This is a genomic window from Microcoleus sp. B4-C2 (assembly GCF_036705265.1).
Classification (GTDB): domain Bacteria; phylum Cyanobacteriota; class Cyanobacteriia; order Cyanobacteriales; family Microcoleaceae; genus Microcoleus.
Genome location: NZ_JAUBUB010000057.1, coordinates 1 through 17671, shown reverse-complemented (window position 1 = coordinate 17671; position 17671 = coordinate 1). Strand labels below are relative to the sequence as shown.

The following is a 17671-nucleotide window of genomic DNA, read 5'->3' as shown; positions in this document are numbered from 1 at the left end:
TCGTTAAACCATACTCAAAGACATCAATTCATCGGTCATTTCAAAATTCGCCGTCACGCTTTGCACATCATCCAAATCTTCCCGTGCGTCCATTAACTTCAGGAGCGATCGAGCTTTTTCAGGAGTGTCTATTTCCACTGTATTGCTGGGAATCCAGCGAGTTTCCGACTGCACAACTGCAAAAGTTTTTTGTTTCAAATGATACTCCCCGCTCTTTCATAGACTGGGATTCTTGGTTCATAGATCCCTTATTTTTTAGCTCGAATCACTAAATCAATTAACTGTTATCGTCCCAGAGTTTTACCCCATTCGCTTGAGCCAGTTTATGAGCATTGGATTTGACATTTCCGGGCGTGAACGCACGGAGTAGTTTGCGATCTAGCTTAGACTTCAGTTTGTGCTTCAGTGGCTTCCGATACCCCATCCTCGATCGAAGTTGGCTAGGCTTGCTTTTGAGCTTGCTTTCTTTTCCTCAAAACAGCCCGTTGAATTGTCAGAAAAATTTTCCCCTCTTGTTCATTAATTTCACCGTCAGCCTCGATCATCTCAGTGCATCGCTTTAAAAGTGGTTCGGCAAAGTCGAGTTCGAGTTGTGCGAGTAAAATATCCAACTTGGGAGGCAATTTAGACTTATTTTTCACAGCTTCAATCTCAGCTAAAGACTTGGGATTTAAATTTGCCGCTTGTAATTGAGGTAATAACTCATCCCATCGGGTGAATTTTTGGGTGGTATAGACGACATACACCAAAATCCAATCCATCACCGTTTCTTGTGCGATCGCTGTCTCTAAATATTGCTCACTTTCCGCTTGCAATACCTCTTGTAAATCTTCGAGCTTGGTTTCGATTTTCGAGGAATCGATATCGGCTTCATAAAACCGACAGGCACCGTATCCCAGCGCGTAAATCATTGTCGCACTGGCGCTAGCATTAATTACCGCACCCGCCAAGGGAATATTGCTGACAAGCGTAACTCCAGCTTCGATCGCTAAATTGCTACCCAAGGATAAACCGAAAATAGCGACAACTTCTTTTTGGCGATCGCTCGATTGCAAATCCTTTCCATAGGCGGCAGCTATTTGATAAACCAACTCGGCGGATAACACCGTCATTGCCGCTAAATCCATGCCAGCCAATGCCAAAGCTGCGCCCGGAACTAAACTGCTAACCAAGCCACTTCCTGCAGCTAGCAAGGCTTTTTCCACCATTAAGCGATGTGCGATTTCTTGAGGTTTCTCGTGAGGATATTGGCGCTGCAACTCTCGAACTTGCGCCTCGGCAGTCACAACATCAACTTTATTGATCGCATTAACTAACCAGTCGATTTTGAAATTTTCAGTCAGTTTTTTTAGGATAGGACTCTGGGAAATCGAACCGAGGGCTGAACCAAAAAAATTGGGAAATTGGAGTGCTGCACTTCCGGCATTCCCTACCGCATTCCCTACCGCACTCGCGGTATTAACAACAATCTCACCTCCAGCACTGGTTGCTGCATTGCCTACCGCACTCGCGGTATTAACAATCGCACTTCCGGCATTCCCTACCGCATTGCCTACCGCACTCGCGGTATTAACAATCGCACTTCCGGCATTGCCTACCGCACTCGCGGTATTAACAACAATCGCACCTCCTGCACTGCCTGCTGCATTCCCCACCGCACTCGCGGTATTAACAATTGCACTTCCGGCATTGCCTACCGCACTCGCGGTATTAACAACAATCGCATCTCCAGCACTGCCTGCTGCATTGCCCACCGCACTCGCGGTATTAACAATTGCACTTCCGGCATTCCCTACCGCATTCCCTACGGCACTCGCCGTTGCAGAGACGGCTCCGAAAACGGAACCGAACCAATTGGATTTACCCCCTGGTTCAGCCTGCACATTCGATTCGGATATATCCTTGGTTTCGGATACTTCGGTTGCTGACAGAACTTCTTCTGAGTGCGTGCTGTCCATTTTGCTTTCGTTGTTATCAAAAAATTTGGTTTAAAACCCCTTCTTCAGTGGCCGGCTTTAATTTCTTAAATCCATGCCTAAAAATCAGGGAACTGCTGGTATTTGTAGTATACTACAATCGTCAAGGTTAAACTCCTGTGCCATCGTGAAACAGTTAAGACACACTTTTAGGCATAAATTGTTGGACTCAGAGCAGCGAATACTCTTAAAACAGCTAGAGAATCAACGCATTCTCTTTACCAGAAAACAAATAATTTGGTTCATTTGTTAAGTAGGGTAGGGCATACCCGAACTCGCTTGTTCATATCAAGCGTACGCTTTTGGAGATAGACCCTCTGGGGTTGCTGTGAGTTGAACTCGTCAATTGGTATTTTGTACGGTTGAAAGGTTTAAGAATTGCCGCAAGGACATAGCGCTTAAAGGTCAGTCGATGAATTAAGAATCCCCACGCCTTCAGGCCCGGGAGTGTCAACTAGCATGGCTTTACTGTGGGTTGAGATTTTCAATGCAGCTTTTTCAGCAATGCGTTGGATTGACACTCCCCATTCGCCTAGAGATGGGAATTCGTTTCCTGGTAATAGTGTAGCGCGATCGTCCCGCTGGCCAGTTTTCGTCTTTTGCAGTGCCAGCAGGACGATCCCGATCCCTCATCTTTCAACCATTAAACCATACTCAAAGACATCAATTCATCGGTCATTTCAAAATTAGCTGTCACGCTTTGCACGTCATCCAAATCTTCCAGTGCGTCCATTAACTTCAGGAGCGATCGAGCTTTTTCAGGAGTGTCTATTTCCACTGTATTGCTGGGAATCCAGCGAGTTTCCGACTGCACAACAGCAAAAGTTTTTTGTTTCAAAACATCAGCCAACTGTTCCAAATTAGCCACACTTGTAAATACCTCTGCACCTTCAGTATCCTCATCAATTAATATCAAATCATAAGATTCCGCCGCCGCCTCTAGGGACGCTTCAAACAATTGTTCCTCATCAATCGGGCCGCGTACCGTACAAACTCCTTTGTTGTCAAACATCCAGCCCACACAACCAGTTTCGCCCAAGTTTCCGCCATTTTTAGTAAAAGCTTCTCGCAAGTCAGCCGCTGTGCGGTTGCGGTTGTCTGTCAGCGCTTCAATCAGAATAGCAACCCCGCCAACGCCGTAACCTTCGTAGCGAATAGCTTCTAATTCCGAACTTCCCCCCGCCAAGCCGGCACCTTTGGCGATCGCCCTTTCTATGTTTTCATTAGGAATATCCGCCGCCTTGGCTTTTTCAATAGCCGTCCGCAGTTGAAAATTGCCAGCGGGATCGGGAACTCCACTGCGGGCCGCGACAATAATTTCGCGAGATATCCTAGCAAAAACCTTGCCTTTAACGGCATCAACTCTCGCTTTTTGGCGTTTAATATTCGCCCACTTACTGTGTCCAGCCATACCGATTTAAGATTTTCGATTTAAAATGTGCGATCGAGATTAAACAATAACACCCAGATTCGGACTAATCAGATGAACGTAGGGTGCTCTTCTGCCGCGCACCTTACACACATAGCATAAAATGCGATTTTTCGCACGAATCTCAACTTTAATTAAACCGGATCGCGGTTTCAGAGTCAGTCAGGTGAGAAGTATCGCCATTAAGTGCGATCGACCATTCTCCCTCACCCCGCACCACTTTCACCAAACAGCACAAAGAAGCGTTAATTTCCGTTTCCGCACAGCCCACCAACCCGATCGCAGTGCCTAAAACCGACGCACCGTGACCTACCAATAACATATCTTCGGGAAACTCAGCCGCGAGGCGTTTAGCAGTTTCCCCCGCCCTTTTGAGACAAGCTTCCCCAGTTTCGGGATAATTAGCAATACCGCCTTTGTAGGAAGCATCAATCCTGGGAAAACGCTTGCACAAAGCTTCGACTGACTCAGTTTCCGGCATTTCTGTCATCCATTCAGGATTCAGCCATTCGCACAGTCCCCAATCTAGTTTAATTGACAAATCGAGAGCTTCTGCCGCGTGATTTGCTGTTTGGACAGTTCGCAGAAAAGGGGAAGCAAAAATATGAGAAATTCCTTCACCTTTGAGGCGATTTGCGAGTTGTTTAGCTTGAATGTGACCGTCTTCGGAAAGGTGGGGATCGTAGCGGTGTTCTGCGGTGAGAAACCAGTCGGGGTTAACGAAGTCGATGCGGTTTCCGTGTCGTGCGATCCAGACTGTTTGTGGCATGAGTTGGTTTTAATTTAGGATTTCTATTTTATACGATCTAGGACTTACTCACGGGTGGTCATCACCTTTGTTTTTTACAAAAATCTTTCGCATTCACCCACAGATTCGGTAAAAAACCCGGTTTCTTTGGCATAGATGCGCGAGTCCCGCGATCTCTACTTTAAATTACAATCTTTTCTGCCATTTTTCTAAAGCTATCTCAACTAAGGTTTGTAAAGGATCGGGTTGCTTCTGTTGAGTGATGAGATTTACATACTCTTCTAACTGCCAAGATTGGTGATAAGAATCATATCGCGAACCTTTACGTCTGTAAACTACATATGAATATTTGTCTATTATGCTAAGACTGTAATAACTATTTATTACTCTATTGTAAATCATCATTCTACCAAGTTTTTGGCAATTATTATTCCACGGATCGAGTGGTAGCCACAAAAATAGAGCGGGTTTTTGATACTGATTTCTCCTATCATCTATACAACAAAACTCTGCACACAATTTGTTTTTACCTTTCCCATAACTGACAATTCCCGAATTGGTCATTTCTTGGATGCGGCTGTCAAATCCAAGAATCTTTTCTCGGATTTTTAATACAGTCTGCTGTTCCTCGTTAATAAATTTTTTGATAAGATTGCGTAACTGTGTAGATGGATTGGGTATATTATTTGTACTTGCTGTTTGCTGATATGCAATCTCTACTTGTGAAATATGCCCACTATCTACATCTTTCAAATGGAGATATAATTTTTCCCCGTCAGGAACGATCGCAAATTGCAAAAACTGAAAAAATAGCCCGTGATACTTCCTGTCTGTAAAATTATCCCTGTGAAATTTTGGCGTAATTGCTATTAAGCGAACGGGTTGAGCGTAATCCACGCGATCGCCAAAAGGTTTGTGTTCTAACAAAGCATCGTAATAACGGGTTAACTGCTGAACGACATATCTATCTTCGCCGTTTTTCAACTCCAGCACAACTAACCGTTTATTCTCGTCCACCGCTATAATATCGCATCTTTGCTCGTTGACAGTGAATTGCCGCTTGATGACTGTCAAACCGAGCAAACTCTGCAAGTGAACTTCGACAAAATCCTCTAACGCTTCTTCATTTGCAAATTCCCACCCAGACCCTGTTTTCCTCAATGCGGCGCTGCTTAGCATTTTGACAATTCTTAAAGTCTTTAACCAATTTTACCACTAATGTCTGCAGTGCGCTGGGGGTTTAAATAAATCCCCAGCACCCTGACAGCTTCCCAGCCATCCCGCAACAAAATCGTCTTTAAGCGGGAGCGCTATAATAGTAACTATTCGACACCCCCATCTCTTGACAAATCATTAAAGATATGCTCATCAGTGAAAGCGATCGCGCTACCATTCGCTCAGTTGTAGAACAGCAACTACAAGCCTTTCAAAAAGACGATGCTGCTGGGGCTTTTGCCTTCGCCAGTCCCGGAATTCAGCAGCAGTTTCGCACAGCCGAAAACTTTATGCAGATGGTAAAAATTGCCTATGAAGCTGTATACCGTCCGCGCTCGGTATTATTTGAAAACCTCGCCACCGTAGAAGGAATTCCCGCTCAGCCGGTGCTGTTGCTGGACTCGGAAGGCATCCCAATCCGAGCCATTTATCTCATGGAAAAACAGTTTGATAATAGTTGGCGAATCAATGGCTGTTATTTGGTTTCCATAACAGCCTAATAAGTTATGCCTACTTTTAGGCTGAGTTTTTTTTGCTAACTCGCAGCATCTTATTCCCGCCTTTTTGAAACTCATAAGGAGTCTCTTGAATTTCTACACTAAAACTTCTCTTTTTCAAGTCTGTGAGAATCGGATTTAAGTGATCGGATTCCTCCCCGCTAAAACTCTGCAATAGAGGGAAGACTCGGACTTCTTTCGCAACCCGACACATTTCTGTAATTGCTGACCGATGAAATTCTTCGGAAAGCAGGTGAGAATAAGCAAATAAGAAATGGCTGCACAAAGCTAAATCGAATTGACCGTTCTCGAAAGGCAAAACAGGGAGTTCAGCATTCAGGTAGCGGCCTTGCTGCAAGCCTGATGGAAAATCTTCTAAAAATTCCTGCATCGCCTTCATTCGCACTTCGCCTAGCTGGTAGGGCGATTCAAAATTGTTCCACAGGTAGCCGTCTAAATTAGCTTTAACACCGTCAATCACAGTTTGATATGTTTCTTTGATGCGATCGCCAATTTCCACCGCAGTAAACTGATAAACTGGATCGCAAGAAATTACCTTTTTACCTTGGCGAGTCATTTCGGCATTGAAACTCGCCGGGCCGCCTGCACAATCAAGAATTGCTAGTTTGAGGTCACTTGATGTCAAGCTAAACATTCCTATGTATTCATCCAAGCAGCGTCCCCAAGGAATTACTTTATCCAATTTTAGTGACACTTGTCTTTGTCCTGCAGATAGAATTATTTAACATTTTACCTCAAATCAGGGTGGTTTTTTCCTATCTCCTTTCTGCGGCGGGTTGATTTGTATGCGGACTTATGTATGAATAATTTTGCTCAAACGAGATATTAATCCTGACAACAGTTGGCGGGCTTTACACTTTCTTTACAAACAAGGGGCAAAATAGTTAAGTGCGATCGCACAATTTTTATGCTTCCACCTGTGGATTTTGCAGCGAAGCGAGGCTACACTGGACAGCAGGGAAAATAAACTAAAATCCACTAGCTAAATTGCTCTTGTTCAATGGCAGGCTGCAACCAGGGAAGAAAGATGAAACATACCATTCAAACCGCTACAAGTCTGAGTTTGTCAGCACTCCTGGTGCTATTGAGTTCGCTGCCCAGTAGAGCTCAGTTACCTGCAGTCAGAAATCCTGCGCCTGCTAGGAACCCAAATCAACCGAGAGTACCGCCGCCACCTCCGGGTTCGAGTTTGCCGCCGATCGGCAATTCTGGTTCGCTGACACAAGAAGCAGCTTATACTTTAGGATCGGGCGATCGCATTGCTTTAGAGATATTCGGCGTCCCTGAATTCAGCAGAGAATATCAAGTGTTAGTTGACGGGACGCTCAATTTGCCAATCATTCGTAGCGTCTCAATTCAAGGGTTGACGCTGCAACAAGCTGCTAATGTGATTACCCAGCGATACGAACCCTTCATCAATGTTCCCGTTGTTACCGTGACTCTGGTAGTCGCTCGCCCCCTAAATATAGGTCTTGCCGGTGAAGTTACTCGCCCGGGTTCCTACAAGATTAATCCCACTAGAGATGGAGGAGGAGTAAAATTCCCGACTTTGATGGAAATGCTGCAACTTGCACAAGGGGTGACATCAGCAGGAGATATGCGAAATGTCCAAATTCGTCGTCCCCGCAGAGGCGGGCCGGAGCAAGTTACTACTGTTGATTTGCAGGATTTTTTAGAGACGGGAAATTTGCGTCAAGACGTTACCATTCGAGATGGAGATACAATTTTTATACCGACAGCAAGTGCCCTCAATACTCAAGAAGTTCGTCAAAGAGCCAGTGCTAATTTTTCCGCTGATATTACTAAACCAATTGGGGTAGTAATTGTCGGGGAAGTAAACCGGCCGGGGCCTTATACTGTATTTGCTTCGGATGTGCGATCGAGCAACCAACAAACAGAGTTGAGTTTTGTATCTATCGACCAACAGCAAGGAGCAGTTGTGGGCTTACCAACAATAACTAGAGCACTGAAAATTGCTGGTGGTATCACTACAGAAGCTGACATTCGCCGCGTACAAATCCGCCGCCGAGTCAGAGGTGGCAACGAACAAACTATCATGGTAAATCTGTGGGATTTGCTGCAAAAAGGCGACGCAACTCAAGATATTTTGCTGCAAGAAGGAGATAGTGTAATTATCCCGACAGCAGCTACGGTAGACTTAGCTGAAGTTTCTCAAGTTGCAAATAGCAGTTTTTCTCCGAACGCGATTAGCATCAATATTGTAGGAGAAGTAATTAGGCCTGGGGCTTTGCAGGTGCGGCCTAGTACATCCCTGCACCAAGCTTTGCTCACCGCAGGCAGTTTCAATCAATTGCGGGCTAAAAAAGACAAGGTAGAACTATTGCGATTGAATCCCAACGGTACTGTTTCTCGCCGCACGATCGAGGTGGATTTTGCTCAAGGGTTGAATCCTAATAATAACCCCACTCTCCGCAACGACGATGTGATTCTGGTAGCGCGATCGGGCTATGCTAGGGTAGCAGACAATATCAACACTTTCTTGCAGCCAATAACAGGAGTAGCAACAGGTATCGGCGCTGTTAGCAGCGTTTTTACTGGGTTTCAAGCAACTATCAACGCTTTTCAAAACTTATTTTTGGGAGGGGATTTCGAGCGACGAAATCAGCTCAGAGAGCTTCGCGAACAACGTGAAGACAGACAAGAGCAACGTCAAGACAGACTGCTAGACAGAGAGCTACAACGTGAAGATAGATTGCAGCAAGCAGAAGACAGAAGACTGCAACTTGAAGACAGACGCTTGCAACTCGAAGACAGACAGCGACAAATAGATCTTGAGAATCGGCAAATCGAGATCCAGGAGCAGCAACTTCAGCTCCAAAATCAGCAGCAGCAAATGCAGCCACAGCAAATTCAGCCAACTACTCCTTGATAAGGCTCGGGTGTTGAAAGTTAGCCACCATTTTTATGAAGAGGTGGTTGAAACCGCTGCATAGAGTCAAACTTTCGTCCGAGCAAAGGCAGGGCTGTTTCATTATCCGTAGGGGCCGTGCCAAGAGTGCCGGCCCTCTAGGCGTTGCTGATTTACGGTATGAAACGTTAAATATGCCCGTCAGAGAAACCAGTATCCACAAAGCGGGTGGATTTTAAAGTGATTTTTTTTTCATACCCTGATTAAGTAACGCCACCTTGAGATTGCTTCACTGAGTTCGCTGGGCAACAGAAATACCTTACTTTTGCGTAAGTCCTGTAATCCTAACAATTCGAGCCTTGAAACGTATAAGTTGCTACATCAAAGATAAAGGTTCGATTGAAATTGTTCCCCTTTGTCCATGTCCCAAACTACATCAATCATGAGAAAATTTTTGTATTCGGGAAAATTAATCAACCTTTCGTTTCCAACAACTGCGGCTGCAAAACCTGATTTAATTTGCCGCTGCGAAACCCCTCCAAATCCAAAGTAGCGTAAACAAAACCAAACTCTTGAAACACCGCCACCAATGCAGGCAAATCCGTGTTTACCACAAACTCCTGAATCTCCTCTGCGGGTAACTCAATGCGTGCCGTATCTCCGTCCGATCGCACTCGCAGATTTTTCAGTCCCAACTGCCGCAAATACCGTTCGGCGCGCCCCACTCTTTGCAACTTTCCAACGGTGATTTCTTCGCCGTAAGGAAAGCGCGAACTGAGACAAGGTTGAGCCGGTTTGTCCCACCAAGGCAAACCCAATTCTTTTGCCAATTGCCGCACCTCAAATTTAGTGATTCCTACTTCGGCTAAAGGCGATCGCGCGCCGCGTTCCTTTGCCGCCTGAATTCCGGGACGATAATCCTTTAAATCATCCGCATTAACCCCATCCACCACATAAGGATAACCCTTTGCTAGTGCTAGGGGTTTCAAAGTATCGTGCAGTTCGCTTTTGCAGAAATAGCAGCGGTTAACCGGGTTAGAAGTGTAATTTGGATTTGCCATTTCCTGAGTTTCTACTTCCTCGTGGGCAATACCAATTTCTGCTGCTTGAATCCGCGCATCTTCTAAATCTTCGGGCAGTAGAGAGGGGGAAACTGCCGTCACTGCCAAAGCGCGATCGCCCAACACATCAAAAGCGATTTTTGCCACCAAAGTGCTGTCAATTCCGCCGGAGTAGGCAATCAAAGCCCGTTCCATTTGTGCGAAAATAGTTTTTAATTTTTCGAGTTTTTCTATTAACATGATTTCAACTTTTATTACTGCTATTCTGGATCGATACCGAGGGCTGCCAATCGAGCCAAAAGTTCTTGATTTCGCTGTCTTTCCTGTTCCAGCAGCGTCTCGGCTAACTCTTTGTCTTGCTGTTGGCGATCGGCCCGCTGGCGTTCATTTTCGGCCCGTTCTTCCGGCCACAAAAGCACCTCGCCCGCCGTATTCCACCAGCGCAGCCAATATCCCGTTCTACCTTCGCGAGTTCCCTGCCACACTCCCAAAAATAGATTTAATCCAGGTATTAAATAACGGCCGTTTTCATCAGGATTTTGATTCTCATAACGCTCGGATTCTAGCGCATAAACTTCTATTCTGCCTGTATGGGGCCGAAAAATGACATAGCGAGGAACTTTGATTACTTGTTCGTAAAAAAAACACTTGCCGATTTCTTCTGTGTGTTCGACAGAGTATTCATCGCCGTAAGTAGCTGATAGAAATTCCATCACTACAAAAGGGACTGTTCCTTCGGTATGAGGTGTGTAACTGCGGCGGGGATAGTTGTGAGGCAAAGGTTGAACCTGCTGCACGTACATCCAGTCTGGGGCTTTGCAAATAGTGCGATCGTCCACAGCAGCACACAAAGCAAAATTAGAAACTATTAGTGCGTCTTGCATTAGTTCCGGGGAATCCACTACAGACTGGCGCAAACCGTTAGCTAGCAAGGGATGGTCTATATCGTCTACAGGGTCGTCTGGTAGGATGAAATCATCGGGTAGCAGAGGCCAAGTAATCTTGAGCTGCGATATCGGTTTGTGAATTACAGTAGTCATAAGTCACCTCATTTTACCAATAAAAGTTTTAGTTTTAGTCGAGATTTCTGAGCGATCGCCTCCTTTATATTTTAGCGTGATAATTTGATATACTCACACTTTTGAAAGTAGCGAAGGCGCGTTTTAAAATTCCCTACGGGAAAATATGGCGATCGCAATTGACAGCAGCAGCACCACATACAGCAAACCGTAGCCAGCATCTGTAATCAAACCTGCCAAGTAAGGAACTTGTCCGTAAACAGCATCATTTCTCAAATTGAATCTGGCTAAATCCGGCAAAACCAGATATAGTCCCATCATCAATTGTTCTAGGCCAGGATTTTTAGTTAACTTGCCCAAAGCCACTAAATCCCGCGTCGAATGTCCCATCAAATAAACGCCAAATGTCAGTAAAGTTGCCAACAGCGAACTGCTGAACACCCCAAATAAAATCCCTACACCAGCCATGAGACAAAGCTCAAACCAGATAAACAGCGAAGCGATTAAAATGCTTCCCAAAGGGAAAGGAATGCTACTCAAACTCAGAATAGCCAGATAGATAACAGTCATTGCCGCTACAAGCACCGCCAGCACCGCCGACAGTCCTAAGTGCTTGCCCACAATTAACTCAGCCCGACTTATCGGCTTAGCAACTAACAGATAAACAGTGCGCTTTTCAATTTCTTTGTTGACCAATCCGGTAGCCACAAACACTGTGGCAATTAAACCGAGAATGCTCATAGCAGCCAAACCGATATCTAAGATAATTTTCTTTTCGGTTGTCGCCGCCAATTCCGGTATCAACCGTACCGAGGCGCCCATCAACAGAGCAAAAATAATAATTAAGTAAAGGATGCGATCGCGAATTACTTCCCAAAATACATTTGTCGCGACTGTCAAGATTCTTCTCAAATTCATCTAGTTATTAACCCGCTGGAAACTTTCGCCATACTTTAGTGCAAGGAAGAAGGAAGAAGGAAGAGGGAAGAAGGAAGAAGGAAGAGGGAAGAAAGAGGATTTTTTCCATCTCAGACTCTCAGACTCTCCCACTTTCAGACTCTCCCACTCTCCCGCTATACCCATCGCAATTAGTTAACACAGACAGAATCAAACTTGAGTGTCCCCCGGCGTTCCATCTTTTTTCTGTCCGGGTTGAGAGCGTTTGATGGCATCGCAGGTTACAGTCGCCCTATTGGCTATCTGGAACACCTCGCAAGATTTGGTAAACGAATATATTTCCGGTCTAAAAACCACTCCCAGCCAAGTTGCCTGCATATCTAACTGATAGCGAGACTCTCCTTGGACGATCGAAGTTTTGACATCCCACCTCCCATCTTCTGCGACTACCCCAGTTGTTTGTAAGGCTTGATTCCGCAGAAAAAATCGCTCATTGTCAATATCTATTAACATTTGCTCTACCTGCGCCCACGGTTTTGTGCGGGCTTCATTTCGCAGGTATCGCTCCATTTCATTGAGGATGACAACTCCTCGGGAGCGATTAATAGTTGGCTGTTGAAATGTCACCACATAATCGCTTTGCCTTAAATCCTGAGATAAAACACTCGGATACTGTTCTATCCAACCTTGAATTAAAAAGTGAAAAGCAAACCAACAGGAAAACAGCAGGTGAACGAGAGTAATCATCAAAAACTGAGGGCGCACCAACGACCTGATACCTTCCCGTTTTGACTCGCTATTCCAAATCTCTATTGTAGCAAGAACTGCTACTGCTATAAGTGGGCCGGATATCCATGCTATTTCCTTCCTATCCGACGGTAATCTTATCAGTAACCACAAGCCAATTAAGATGCTTGTCACCCACGGACTCAGACTTACTCCTTTAATCACAAAAGGTTGCTGGCTGGTCAGCAAACCCATTGAAAGTGTAAATAATAACCAGCTCATGTCAAAAAGCAGAGTTCTCGTCCGCCAGTCAGTTACGGCTGCCACTGTCAGCAAAGCTAAAAAGATGCTGAGTAGTAAAGGAGTCTTCCAGTGGACAACTTTAGGCGGAATCATCGCCTTTTGGATTTTTTTATTAGTTTCCCAAAGGTTGTTCGTCAGCTTAGTTAGCTGCTGAGTGACATCAAAAAATTGCTTCATCATAAATTTCAATACACGCTTTGCAAAAACAACACGGTTAAAATAACGAGATTGCTAACAGTGTGGGCGATTAAAATTCCCCCAAACTGGGTAGTTACTTGAAAAGTTTTTTTGGGAGGACGGCGGGTGAGGGTTGGTGGTCCTAAAAACTGAGGTGTGGAAGCTTTTTTATTGCCGACAACCATGTTTTCTATGAATTCTAAGCCCTGCCATTTAGCTAGAAAAGTTACTGCTAATACGGAGAGTGCTATCATAGTTATTGGAGCGTAAACATTATCCCCACGTCCTAATAAAATATAACCGATAAGCTGTTCCCGCAATTCTTTGCTAAGAACGCTTTCAATGCCGAAGAAAACTAACCAGCCTACGCAAGTGCAAGATAGATTGAGGATGGCTGTATATTCAATGCTGGTTTTGGGGCCGAGTTTAAGTAGTTTTTGCAAAAACCACGATTCGATCGCGATCGCCAAAAACATAATTAAAATTTGCACCAAAACAGTCCGAAATGGGAAAACACTCGCAATCATAAGCCTTTAGGTATATCAGTCCGTGTTAAATTTTAATTGTACAGCACAAACGGAATAATCTTAACCGGAGGTTTGAGCACCTGATTCCGTTAGATCGCTGCTTAAAAGATTGGGAGTTAGAAGTTATCGTATAATCTGTTGAGATCCGCCAACAGAATGGAAAAATTAAACATTCAAGGCGCGCGATCGAATACCCACCCCGATACAGACTCAAACAACTGCTGATTATGGTAAGGAATGGCATTGGTATTCGGACAGCCTCATCCCGCTCGGAACGCGCCGCGGGTCAGATTCACGTGTACGACGGCGCTGGTAAAGGCAAGTCTCAGGCAGCTTTGGGAGTAGTGTTGCGCTCGATCGGGCTGGGTATCAATTCTGACTCGCCCACGCGAGTCTTGTTGCTGCGCTTTCTCAAAGGCCCCGGCCGCTCCTACGACGAAGATGGGGCAATAGAAGCCTTGCAACGGGCATTTCCCCACTTGATCGACCAAGTGCGAACCGGCAGAGCCGAATATTTTGGGGCCGAAGCAATCACCCGCTTCGATCGCGCCGAAGCTCAGCGAGGCTGGGATATCGCCAAAGGAGCGATCGCCAGTGAGCTCTATTCCGTCGTGGTACTAGACGAACTAAACCCCGTATTGGACTTGGGTTTGCTGCCAGTTGACGAAGTAGTCCAAACCCTCAAAAACAAACCAGAATATTTAGAAGTCATCGCCACAGGCCGAGCGGCCCCCGAAGCTTTGCTGGAGATTGCCGACTTACACTCAGAAATGAAGCCCCACTATCACCCCGCAGCGGCAGAGCATCATATTTCGGGGATCGAAATATACACCGGAGCGGGGAAAGGCAAGTCTACGAGCGCTTTGGGAAAAGCTTTGCAGGCAATAGGTAGGGGTATCAGTCAAGACCAATCTCACCGGGTGTTAATCGTGCAATGGCTCAAAGGTGGCACCGGTTATACAGAAGATGCGGCGATCGCAGCTTTGCGGCAAAGCTACCCGCAGCTAGTAGATCACCAGCGGTGCGGCCGAGATGCTATAGTTTGGCGGGGGCAACAGCAAGAGCTAGACTGCATAGAAGCAGAACGCGGCTGGGAAATCGCTAAATGTGCGATCGCCAGCGGCTGGTACAAAACGATTATTCTCGACGAACTCAATCCCACAGTAGACTTAGAACTGCTGCCGGTAGAGCCGATCGTCGAAGCCCTGCTACGCAAGCCGCGGGATACAGAAATTATTATCACCGGGCGCTGCCACAAACCCCACGCTTACTTTGACTTGGCAAGCGTACACTCCGAGGTATACTGTCACAAACACTACGGCGATCGGGGCGTAGAACTAAAGCGGGGCGTAGACTTTTAAAGCCCGGATCGGTACCGAGTTCAATCCGGGCCAGAATTATTAAATGACGGCCCTGCCTGGAAAACCGGAAATTGCCACAAAGCCTTGTTACCAAGTAACAAATCTCCCAATTTTCCTTGTCTTCGGGATCACCCAGATCAGCCTTTTTTAATCTTTAATTTCCTCCCCCGGACGCGATCCCCGACCGCCAATCCAGAATGGAACATTAAGAATATGAGCCGCGTCTTGTAGAGCGTGAGCACCTGAGACAGTGCACCAGGATTATTAAAGGGTGAAGACATTGAATATAAAAGCTTACAAGCAAAAAATCCGCGAGGGAGAAAGTCTAGACAGGGTTAACGCCAGTAGGCTAGACTTGCGGCTGGCAAACAGGTTAAACTACAGCGGAATCCAAACATTCGGTGTTCTAGGCAGTGTCTGTAGTCGCACCAGCGATGACCAACAAGTAGAGGAGTGAAGCTTTATGACAACGTTAAATGACGATTCTAATCAACTAGATTTAAACCTTCCGGGACTGGGCCCGGATACAATCTTCGCCGCAGGCGGGGCGGATTTCGTTAGAACTTCCACCCTGGGCGGCAGCTTAATATTTGGCCAAGCCGATAACGATACTCTGATTTCAGTTGGCCCGAACGATACACTGTACGGCGGCGACGACGAAGATTCAATCAGATCTCAGCGCACTCCGGCTTTGCTGTTTGGCGACAGAGGTAATGACACCATAGTCGCTGAAGCCCGCGCTACCCTGTACGGCGGCGAGGGAGAAGACTTCCTCCAAGGTACTGTCGAAGCTAACCTCATGTTTGGTAATGAGGGCGCAGATACGATGCTGGGAGGGGCGCAGAGAGGAGATTCCCTCTATGGCGGTAAGGACAATGACGCGATCGGCTTCTTCATCGCAGGCGGTGGCAACAACCTCTCTTTAGAGGGTGGCTTGGCTATTGGCTTCGCTGGCAATGAAGGCAGCAACTTCTTGCGGGGTGATTTGGGCGACGACTTAGTTGTAGGTATCAATGTAAGAGACAGTCTTTATGGCGGTAAAGGCAACGACACGCTACGTGGTGTGGCCAGCAACAGCTACCTGTCGGGCGATGATGACAACGACACCTTAGTCATTACCAACAGTACGCAAAGCAGCCCATTTACTACCGACGTCATCACGATCGGCATTGAGAGAACCACCTTGATTGGCGGTGGCGGCGACGATTCTCTCAACGGCGCGATCGGCGACTTTGGCGGCGGCAGAAACTTCTTTGACGGCGGCGAAGGCAACGACACGATCAACGTTTTTGCCTTTTCTGATACCGCGTTGGGAGGTGAAGGCGACGACTTCATCCGGTCGGCGTCGGTGCCGGATGTAATTTCGAGCGTAGGCGCGCGGAGTTCATTTCCAGGTTTCGCGGGTCGCAACTTGCTCGACGGCGGAGTAGGCAATGACACGATCGTTGCAGCTTTTGCGACGGATACAATGATCGGCGGTGAAGGCAACGACAGCCTCAGCGGAACCTTTACTAATGCAGCCGGTGGAGATGGCAACGATACTATCAATGCTAGCAATGCCATTTTTGCTGGTACTGGTACTGCTTTGATTACTCTCGAAGGCGGGCTGGGCAACGATCTGTTAATTGGCTACACCAATCCTACTACTGGCAGCAGCTTCACCGTCACCAACCTCATGAACGGTGGCGTGGGAAGTGACACCATCATCTTTGGCAGCCAGTTCGATCGCCTGATTGGCAACTTGGAGGGTAACGACTTCATCTCCTACGCTAGCACCGTCACCTTTAGCGGCACAGTCGCCAGCTTGATTACCGATACCTTAGGCAGCAACTTCATTATTGGTGGCAACGGCACTGATGTGATCACTACTGGTAACGGGGATGACATCCTGTTCGGCGACTCATCCAATGCTACCGACGCCGCTGGAGGAGCCGGGGACGATACCTTAAATTCCGGTGCCGGAAACGACACCTTGCTGGGCGGGTTTGGTAACGACTATTTGATCGGAGGCGACGGTAACGACTCTCTCGGCGGCGGGCCTGGTGCTGACACGCTGATTGGCGGAGCGGGTAATGACAGCTTCTACTACAACAACTTCGGCGAGGGCGCCGCGGCGGGTACTACTAACGTAGACCAAATCGGCGATTTTACAGTCGGCCAAGACAAGTTTATCTTCCAAATCAATGGCTCCAACGGCTTCCCCAACTTGAGGGTAGTGCCAAATACGAATCGACTTTCTTCGCAGGCGTTCTTGGCGCTTGAGAGTGGGGCGTACGAGAGCAAGTTTGCTCCAGCCGGGGCGGGCCCGACAGAGCCGTTCGTCTTCTATGAAGGTGCAAACGGAACCCAAGGCGGACGACTAGGATTTGACCCTGACGGTATTGCTGGTTCTAACCCAGGCGTTACGCTGGCAATTCTGAATGGCAGACCGGGCATTACGGCTGCTGACATTATCCTGATTTAATTTGGGTAAAAGTGGGTGAGGTCGATTCTGAAACATCGCCCTACCAACTCTCAAAACTCATTGTGCTATGTTTCGAGCTGGGGATATCCATCCCTGGCTTTTTTGTGGGCATGGGGGATTGGGCCGAAAAGTAGAATCTGTAGGAGCGGGTTCACCCATAAATTTTGCCACCCATCAATAATCTCGATAAACCCGCCCCCACCCAACGAATAACCCCGATTAAGCATAGTCGCCCAACCGTTAAATTTAATTAATGGGGAATTGGGCCTTTATAGCATGGGGAATTGAGCCGAAAATTAGAATCTGTAGATACTGTCTTGAACTGTCAAGGGGTAGCAAGTAAATAATTGGGGTCGAAAGGCTTTTGGGACTTTAAAATAC

Annotated in this window: 15 protein-coding genes and 1 pseudogene; 5 read left to right on the top strand and 11 right to left on the bottom strand. The window is 46.6% G+C overall.

Annotated features, from left to right (window positions below):
* Window positions 1-3: 3 nt before the first annotated feature.
* The 5 genes and pseudogenes from QUB20_RS17240 to QUB20_RS17220 all read right to left on the bottom strand — a co-directional run.
* A pseudogene (locus QUB20_RS17240) lies at window positions 4-198 on the bottom strand (YebC/PmpR family DNA-binding transcriptional regulator); the annotation flags it as partial.
* Window positions 199-440: 242 nt separating this feature from the next.
* Window positions 441-1958 carry a hypothetical protein gene (locus tag QUB20_RS17235; protein WP_333247627.1) on the bottom strand — a complete coding sequence of 506 codons (1518 nt, stop codon included), beginning with the start codon at window positions 1956-1958 and terminating at the stop codon, window positions 441-443.
* Window positions 1959-2619: 661 nt separating this feature from the next.
* On the bottom strand, window positions 2620-3387 hold the full coding sequence (locus QUB20_RS17230) for a YebC/PmpR family DNA-binding transcriptional regulator (protein ID WP_333247629.1): 768 nt from the start codon (window positions 3385-3387) through the stop codon (window positions 2620-2622).
* A gap of 148 nt (window positions 3388-3535) precedes the next feature.
* Complete coding sequence (locus QUB20_RS17225; protein ID WP_333247632.1) at window positions 3536-4174, bottom strand: histidine phosphatase family protein; 639 nt, start codon at window positions 4172-4174, stop codon at window positions 3536-3538.
* A gap of 165 nt (window positions 4175-4339) precedes the next feature.
* Complete coding sequence (locus QUB20_RS17220; protein ID WP_333247634.1) at window positions 4340-5332, bottom strand: endonuclease NucS domain-containing protein; 993 nt, start codon at window positions 5330-5332, stop codon at window positions 4340-4342.
* A 182-nt stretch (window positions 5333-5514) separates the two neighbouring features.
* On the opposite strand from QUB20_RS17220, the gene QUB20_RS17215 reads away from it, so the two are divergent.
* Window positions 5515-5868 carry a DUF4864 domain-containing protein gene (locus QUB20_RS17215; RefSeq protein ID WP_333247636.1) on the top strand — a complete coding sequence of 118 codons (354 nt, stop codon included), beginning with the start codon at window positions 5515-5517 and terminating at the stop codon, window positions 5866-5868.
* A 16-nt stretch (window positions 5869-5884) separates the two neighbouring features.
* On the opposite strand, the gene QUB20_RS17210 is transcribed toward QUB20_RS17215, so the two are convergent.
* Window positions 5885-6580, bottom strand: a complete 696-nt coding sequence (locus QUB20_RS17210) for a class I SAM-dependent methyltransferase (RefSeq protein ID WP_333247637.1) — start codon at window positions 6578-6580, stop codon at window positions 5885-5887.
* A 333-nt stretch (window positions 6581-6913) separates the two neighbouring features.
* Here QUB20_RS17210 and QUB20_RS17205 point away from each other — a divergent pair, with 333 nt between their 5' ends.
* A complete protein-coding gene (locus tag QUB20_RS17205) occupies window positions 6914-8776 on the top strand; it encodes a polysaccharide biosynthesis/export family protein (RefSeq protein ID WP_333247640.1) in 1863 nt (620 codons plus the stop codon).
* 452 nt (window positions 8777-9228) lie between these two features.
* Here QUB20_RS17205 and larE read toward each other — a convergent pair whose 3' ends face one another.
* The 5 genes from larE to fraC form a co-directional block, all read right to left on the bottom strand.
* Window positions 9229-10056 carry an ATP-dependent sacrificial sulfur transferase LarE gene (gene larE / locus QUB20_RS17200; RefSeq protein ID WP_333247642.1) on the bottom strand — a complete coding sequence of 276 codons (828 nt, stop codon included), beginning with the start codon at window positions 10054-10056 and terminating at the stop codon, window positions 9229-9231.
* Between the two features lie 20 nt (window positions 10057-10076).
* Window positions 10077-10856, bottom strand: coding sequence for a Uma2 family endonuclease (locus QUB20_RS17195; protein WP_333247645.1), 780 nt, complete (start codon window positions 10854-10856; stop codon window positions 10077-10079).
* Between the two features lie 123 nt (window positions 10857-10979).
* Entirely contained in the window at window positions 10980-11753 is a 774-nt protein-coding gene (locus tag QUB20_RS17190; protein WP_333236544.1) for an ABC transporter permease, read from the bottom strand.
* A 189-nt stretch (window positions 11754-11942) separates the two neighbouring features.
* On the bottom strand, window positions 11943-12941 hold the full coding sequence (locus tag QUB20_RS17185; protein WP_333247647.1) for a DUF5357 family protein: 999 nt from the start codon (window positions 12939-12941) through the stop codon (window positions 11943-11945).
* Between the two features lie 5 nt (window positions 12942-12946).
* Window positions 12947-13465, bottom strand: a complete 519-nt coding sequence (gene fraC, locus QUB20_RS17180; RefSeq protein ID WP_333247649.1) for a filament integrity protein FraC — start codon at window positions 13463-13465, stop codon at window positions 12947-12949.
* A 227-nt stretch (window positions 13466-13692) separates the two neighbouring features.
* Between fraC and QUB20_RS17175 the strand changes: the two genes are divergently transcribed.
* From QUB20_RS17175 to QUB20_RS17165, 3 genes are all read left to right on the top strand, one after another.
* Window positions 13693-14826: a cob(I)yrinic acid a,c-diamide adenosyltransferase gene (locus tag QUB20_RS17175; protein ID WP_333039380.1), complete on the top strand. Its 1134-nt coding sequence runs from the start codon at window positions 13693-13695 to the stop codon at window positions 14824-14826.
* A gap of 280 nt (window positions 14827-15106) precedes the next feature.
* Window positions 15107-15283 (top strand): hypothetical protein, encoded by a 177-nt coding sequence (locus tag QUB20_RS17170; protein ID WP_333142473.1) that lies wholly within the window; start codon window positions 15107-15109, stop codon window positions 15281-15283.
* A 6-nt stretch (window positions 15284-15289) separates the two neighbouring features.
* Complete coding sequence (locus QUB20_RS17165) at window positions 15290-17290, top strand: calcium-binding protein (protein WP_333247651.1); 2001 nt, start codon at window positions 15290-15292, stop codon at window positions 17288-17290.
* The last annotated feature ends 381 nt before the right edge of the window (window positions 17291-17671 follow it).